General features: G+C 67.4%; 6 protein-coding genes. 2 read left to right on the top strand and 4 right to left on the bottom strand.

Annotated elements, in window-relative coordinates:
- From ACFWUR_RS13340 to ACFWUR_RS13330, 3 genes are all read right to left on the bottom strand, one after another.
- Window positions 1-1,040: histidine kinase dimerization/phospho-acceptor domain-containing protein (locus ACFWUR_RS13340; protein WP_378906354.1), on the bottom strand; the 1,040-nt coding region annotated here is incomplete at its 3' end.
- Between the two features lie 16 nt (window positions 1,041-1,056).
- Complete coding sequence (locus tag ACFWUR_RS13335; protein ID WP_378906383.1) at window positions 1,057-1,716, bottom strand: response regulator transcription factor; 660 nt, start codon at window positions 1,714-1,716, stop codon at window positions 1,057-1,059.
- A gap of 46 nt (window positions 1,717-1,762) precedes the next feature.
- Entirely contained in the window at window positions 1,763-3,133 is a 1,371-nt protein-coding gene (locus tag ACFWUR_RS13330) for an MFS transporter (protein ID WP_378906352.1), read from the bottom strand.
- 344 nt (window positions 3,134-3,477) lie between these two features.
- Here ACFWUR_RS13330 and ACFWUR_RS13325 point away from each other — a divergent pair, with 344 nt between their 5' ends.
- Window positions 3,478-4,665: an oxygenase MpaB family protein gene (locus ACFWUR_RS13325; protein ID WP_378906350.1), complete on the top strand. Its 1,188-nt coding sequence runs from the start codon at window positions 3,478-3,480 to the stop codon at window positions 4,663-4,665.
- Window positions 4,662-5,732, top strand: a complete 1,071-nt coding sequence (locus tag ACFWUR_RS13320; protein WP_378906348.1) for a lipocalin-like domain-containing protein — start codon at window positions 4,662-4,664, stop codon at window positions 5,730-5,732. The genes ACFWUR_RS13325 and ACFWUR_RS13320 overlap by 4 nt, the downstream gene beginning before the upstream one ends.
- A gap of 49 nt (window positions 5,733-5,781) precedes the next feature.
- Here the strand turns inward: ACFWUR_RS13320 and ACFWUR_RS13315 are convergent, their stop codons facing one another.
- Window positions 5,782-6,402: a TetR/AcrR family transcriptional regulator gene (locus ACFWUR_RS13315; protein WP_378906346.1), complete on the bottom strand. Its 621-nt coding sequence runs from the start codon at window positions 6,400-6,402 to the stop codon at window positions 5,782-5,784.
- Window positions 6,403-6,407 lie beyond the last annotated feature (5 nt).

Genomic DNA, 6,407 nt, shown 5'->3' with positions numbered 1-6,407 from the left:
GCGCTCAGCTGTACCCCCGCGTCCTCGAACGCCGATGCCCAGGCATCGATGCGGTCGGCCGCCACCTGCTCCGGGTCACAGTGCTGTTCGGCGGATGCGGCGGTGCCGAACGACGCGGGCGCCTGTGCCACGGCCAACTCCAGCAGATCGTCGAGCAGGGCGGTCAGCCGTTCCACCTCGGCGGTCGCACCGCGAAACGTCGACGACGCGCTGTCGGGGACGGCGGATTCCAGTGAGTCGAGTCGAATCGTCAAGGCGGCGAGGGGATTGCGCATGGCGTGTGCGGTATCGGCGACGAGCTGGTGTTGGGCGTCGGCGGAATCGGCGACGGCGGTGGCCATCGCATCGACGGATTCGGCGAGGGCACGTATTTCGGGTGGGCCGCCGTAGCTCCGGGTGATCGGCGCCGGGGTGTGGCCCCTCGGTTTCGGCAGTGTCGCGGTGAGATCGGCGACTGCGCCCGACATCGCGGCCAGCGGTCGCAACACCCATCGACTCAGGACCAGCGCCAACAGCATGAACACGGCCATCGCGCCGAGCGCGCCCAGCACGATCACGGCCCACATCCTGGCGATCGCCGCGCGCGCCGCATCGGTCGACGCCTCGATGACGACGGCGCCGTTCACTTGCACGCCGGTACCGACCGGACGCGCGATGAGCATGATCGGCGCGCTCCACGGCGTCAGTCGATCCACCTGCTGCGGCCGCTGGTTTCGGCGAGCCGCGGCCACCGCGGCCGCGATCCGCGGGTCGGCCACGTCGACCCCGGAGTTGACGATCGGCGCCCCGCGCGCGTCGACGACCAGGACGTTCTCCCCGTACAGCTCGCGATAGCGGGCGACTTCGTCGGCGAGGGCCCGCACGCCGCCCGCCGACCCGGCCGCGTCGGCGAGGGTGGCGAAGCGGTCGGCGTCACCGGAGCGGCCGAGCACGAACTGCTGCGTTCGACTGGTGGCAGCGGTCAGTGACAGCGGAATCGCGAAGGCCAGCACCGCGAGCGCCGCGAAGACGGTGAGCGCGATCAGCAGTCGGCGGCGCATGCCTGTCCCGCGGTAGTCACGCGCCCCACCGATATCCGTAGCCGCGGATAGTGGTGATCAGTCCGGGTCGGTTCAGCTTGGCGCGCAGCCCGGTCATGTGGACATCGAGCGATCGCGAGACCGCGACGAACGCATCGCCCCAGATGCGGTCCATCAACTGCTGCCTGCTCACGGCGGCGCCGGGTCGTTCCACCAGTATCTCGACGAGTTCGAATTCCTTCTGGGTGAGCGAGATCGGGGTGTCGGCCACCTCGACCACCCTGGCGCGCAGATCCACCCGGACATCGCCGGTGACGACTTCGGTCCTGGCCTGCTGGGCGACGGCCGCCGCGCGGCGCAGCACGGTTTCCAGTCGCGCCATCAGCTCGGCGATCCGCGGGGGCTTGACCACATAGTCGTCGGCGCCGCCACGCAGGCCGCGCACGATGGAACGTTCATCGCTGCGCGCGGTGAGGATCAGCACCGGGACGGTGCTCACCTCGCGCAGCTGACGCAGGATCTGCAGCCCGTCGGCATCGGGCAGGCCGAGGTCGAGGAGCACGGCGTCGTAGTCGCGGTGGGCGATGAGCAGGTCGGCGCCACGGCGCAGGCGCTCGGCCCGGTAGCCGCGCGCGGTGAGCGCTTCCACCAGGGCATCGCCCACTCCGTCGTCGTCCTCGACCACCGCCAGCCGCACGCGCCGATCCTCCCATAGCGGCAGGACCGGCGCGTGTTCCGGACGGTCAGCCACGCACGGCGGCCATCGCCCGATCCGGCTCGCCAGGCTCGGGGTCGACGGCGATTTCGGCCTCGATGGTCGACTCGGTCGAGGTCTCCCGCATGAAGTAATAGGTGGTCAACGAGATCGCGATACATCCGGCGACGTAGAAGAAGTACAGCGACTCGAGGCCCGCCTTCTTCAGTGCGAGGGCGATCATCTCGGCGGTTCCACCGAAAACAGCCACGGTCAGCGCGTACGGCAGGCCGACACCGAGAGCGCGGATCTTGGTGGGGAACAGCTCCGCCTTCACGATCGAGTTGATCGAGGTGTAGCCGGTGACGATCACCAGCGCGATCATCATCAGGCCGAAGGCCGCCAGCGCGTTGGAGGTGTGCGCGAGCGTCGTCATGATCGGCACCGTCAGCAGCGTGCCGGCGACACCGAAGAAGATGAGCAGTTTGCGGCGGCCGATCCGATCCGACAGACCACCCGCGATCGGCTGGAGCACCACGAAGACCAGCAGCGCGACGAAGTTGATCCAGGCCACGGTGTCCTTGGAGATGCCCGAGGTATTGATCATGAACTTCTGCATGTAGGTCGTGTAGGTGTAGAACGCCACGGTTCCACCCAGGGTCAGGCCGACCACCAGCAAGCATTCCCTGGGGTATTGCAGCAGGACCCGCAGCGAACCGCGTGAGCTACTCGCGGCCGCTTCGCCGGTGCCGGACGTCTTCTCCATGGACTTGAACGAATCCGACTCGTCCATGCCGCGCCGCAGCAGCATCACCACGATCGCGCCACCGGAGCCGATCAGGAACGGAATGCGCCAGCCCCAGCTGTACATCTGCTCCGAGGTGAGCAGCTGCTGCAACACGATCTGCACTCCGAGTGCGACGAGCTGACCCGCGACCAGCGTCACGTATTGGAAGCTCGAGTAGAAGCCGCGCTTGCCCGGCGACGCGACCTCCGACAGATAGGTGGCGCTGGTGGCGTATTCGCCGCCGACGGACAGTCCCTGCAGCAGCCGCGCCATGAGCAGCAACACCGGCGCCGCGATGCCGATGGTCTGGAATCCGGGTGTCACCGCGATCATCAACGAACCCGCGGCCATCACAGTCACCGACAGGGTGAGGGCGGCGCGGCGGCCGAACCGGTCGGCGTAGCGCCCGAGCGCCCAGCCGCCGATCGGTCGCATGATGAACCCGACCGCGAACACCGCCGCGGTCGACAGCAGTTGTGCGGTGGGGTCGCCGTCGGGGAAGAATGCCTTCGCGAAGTACACACTGAACGCGGCGTAGACGTACCAGTCGTACCACTCGACGAGATTGCCGATCGAGCCGCGCAGCACGTTCGCCACGACTCTGCGTTCACCACCGGCCTGTGTCGTTGTCACCTTGGACCCTCCTCTATCGGCGCGGCAATGCGCCGTCGGAGATCACTGTGTCGGCTGTCACAAGCCGAAGGGAAGCCGCTCGGGCGGTTCCTAACCTTCCCTTAGGACGATCCCGAAATAGATCGTCCATACTTTTAGGTATGGCAATGTGTGCTTCATAGTATGGTCGGTGTGTCTGCGCCCATCGCAGTCGTAGCAGCGAATTTCAGGTCAGGAGGCCGACATTGGCCGATTTCGTCGAAGAGCAGCTCCCGCGCGTCGTCACTCGGGCCGCGTGCCCCGACCAACCGCCCTTGCATTGCCCTACCGCGTTTCGCTTCTGGGAAGCGCGCAGCACACCGAGGATGCGCCGAATCGAACGGATCTTCACGACCGTGACCAGGCAGCCGCTGTTCCCCAGCGACGAGCAAGCTACGGCGATGTGCGAGGACCTGTTCTCCGGTGACCCGGTGGCCGAACGGTTCGTCGCCGAGGTGATGCACGGCGAGATCGGCGCGAAGGCCGGGCGCGCGATGCTGGAGACGGCGCTGGCCGAGGGCATCGACGCCGTCGCGGACGCACCGGAGTCCATGCGCGCGCTGTTCGCCGAGTTCGAGACGGTGCCCGACTGGGTGGTGCCCGAACTGGTGGAGCAGGGCGCGGCGATCTGGCGACGCTGGGGCACCATGCTGTTCAGCTTCGCCGGTGCCGAGACCCTCGAGATGTACACCGAAGCCGCGGTGGCGACCCCGCTGTCGCTGGCAGGCGGCTATGCCGGAGACAGTGCGCTGCGCCGGTTCCTGGAGACCACTCGCTTCTGGATGGACGTCTCCGCCCGCGACGCCTTGCTCACCCCCGGCTCGGCGGGCCGCGCCACCGCGTTGAAAGTGCGGGTCATGCACGTGTCGGTGCGGGCGAGGGTGGCCGGTCACCCCGAATGGGACATGCGGCGGTGGGGGCTGCCGATCAGCCAGACCTACCAGATGCTGACCCTGCTGGCAGGCAGTGTGACACCCGGGCTCGGGCTGTGGGCGCTGGGTTATCAGACGACGCCGTCGGAAATCCGTGCGCTGCTGCACTTTCAGAAGTACATGGGCCATCTGCTCGGCGTGCGATTGCGCTGGTATCCGGAGACGGTGACGGATGCGCTGCGAGTGCTCGCGATGACGATGGTGTCGCGGTCCTACGACTCGGGGCCGCACGGCAAGGAGCTGATCGAGTCCTACCCGGCGGCGTTCGCGCCCCGCGACGGCCACCGCGGGCTGACCCGGTTGCGCGAGATGTACAACTACCGCATCAATTCCGTGTACTCCGCGATGTACATGGCGCCGGGTACCCGGCGTCGCTACACCATGCCGCCCGCGTTCCCGTGGATCGTCGTGCCGATCGCGCGGTTCCCGTTGATCACCGCGATGGAGATCGCGCGCCGGGTCTGCCCGCCGTTCGCGCGGGCCCACGAGAAGATCGTGCTCGCCCACCGTGAGAATTGGTATCGCGCCCAAATGCAAGGGCGCACAGCGGCATTCGATGCCAGTGGGGCGTTGCGCCGATGAAATCACCGAAGGTGGACATCGTCGAGGTGTGGAACGGTCCGGGACGCCGCGACGGCGTGCTGACCCCGGTCGAGCCCCGGCACAACGGATTACATCCGTCGCCGAGCGCACTGGCCTTCGAACACTGGTATTTCGACGCCCATCTCGATACGGGGCACGTGGTGGTCGGCTTCCTGATCAAACGCAGGCCCGAGGATCTGCCGTTGGCCCGTCCCTGGGTGGAGATGATGGTCTACGCGCCCGACGGCACCCTCCGTCAGGTGTCGCAGCGCTACCCGCGTTCGGCGACCTCGTTCTCCGCCGACTCCTGCGACGTGCGCATCGGCGCCAACACCGCGCGTACCGAGTACCGCGCCGACGGAGCGGCCACCCATCACCTGTCGATGGCCGAGGGCGACCTCGTCTTCGACCTGCAATTCCACAACGAAGTGCCGAGCTGGATGCCGGGCAAGGGCGAAACCCGTTTCGGCGCCGCGGATTCCTTCGGCTGGATGGTCGGGGCGCCGCGAGCCCGGGTGACGGGCGCGATCGACATCGACGGCGTGCGCCACGAGGTCACCGGACGTGGTTATCACGACCACAACTGGGGCGTCGGCGACATGAAGAAGATCATCGAACGCTGGCACTGGGGTCGGTTGTATGTGGAGGACTACTCACTGTTGTTCGCCTCGGTGCTGACCCAGCAGCGCAGCGGCGGCCACGAGATCAACCCGCTGATGCTCGCGCACCACGCCGAGATCGTGCTGTCGACCGGCGAGACCAGGCTCACCGAGGGGCCTGCGCGCTTCGATGTCACCGCGGGACGAACCTATCCCGAGTGGGTCGAACTGCACGTGCCGGGCCGGCTCGATCTGCGATTGGACGTGGTGCGAGTCATCCATGCCCACGACCTGCTCGACGATCTTCCGGTGGTGCGATCGCGCCTGATCAAGCCGCTGATGCACCGGCTGGTCGGGCACCCGGGCTACTTCCGGTTCGAGTCCACCTTCGACCTGAGCGTGCGCACCGATTCGGGGCCGCAGCGGCGCACCGGTTCGACCCTGCACGAACTGGTCGCGCTGACCTGACCGGTGACTCGCCTCGCGGCCTGTCCGCCGGCGAATGGAGTCGATCGGTTCAGGATTGCTTGCTGGTGATGAATCGGAAGAACTCGCGGCGTTGCTCCTCGGAGGGCACGGGAAGGTTCTGGTTCCCGTGGACGAAGCCGATTCCGGCGAAGCACATCAGACCCGCCCGCATCTGTGCCTGTTCGGTCGAGAATCCCATGTCGACGAGGGTGTCGGACAGGGTGTGAAAGATGCGCTGATCCAGGGCTTTCACGGCTTCGGCCACCTTGGCGTTGGTCCGGGCCCAGTCCCGGACCGCGAGCTCGACCTGCCAGACCCGCTCCCCGGTGAGCAGCTCTCCCATGCGAGCCAGTCGCTGCTGCGGCGGGAGTTCCTCGAGGTCGTGGAATCCGCGGGCCGCGTCGTTGTGATCGGCGCACCAGGATTGTGCCGTGGTCTCGAGAAGTTGATCGATGCCGTCGAAATGCCAGTAGAAGCTGCCCTTGGTCACTCCGAGTTCGTCGCACAGGGTGGAGATGGTGATGGCGGCGACGCCTTTTCGCAGCAGCACGCCGAGTGCCGCGGTGGTCCAGTCCTCGACCCCGAGCCTGCGCGTCGCGCGGGCGGCAGCGGCCGCTTTGCGCTTGGACACCGGCGCGATCGGTCGCGGATCCCTGGTCCCTTCGGTCATGGCCG

It is taken from the genome of Nocardia sp. NPDC058633, assembly GCF_042717045.1.
Classification (GTDB): domain Bacteria; phylum Actinomycetota; class Actinomycetes; order Mycobacteriales; family Mycobacteriaceae; genus Nocardia.
This window is presented reverse-complemented; position numbering and strand designations above follow the sequence as displayed.

What these genes read in the sequence shown, in the direction of transcription:
- ACFWUR_RS13320 (WP_378906348.1), top strand. Translation starts at nt 4,662, where the DNA reads ATGAAATCACCGAAGGTGGACATCGTCGAGGTGTGGAACGGTCCGGGA.
- ACFWUR_RS13315 (WP_378906346.1), bottom strand. Translation starts at nt 6,402, where the DNA reads ATGACCGAAGGGACCAGGGATCCGCGACCGATCGCGCCGGTGTCCAAG.
- ACFWUR_RS13325 (WP_378906350.1), top strand. Translation starts at nt 3,478, where the DNA reads ATGCGCCGAATCGAACGGATCTTCACGACCGTGACCAGGCAGCCGCTG.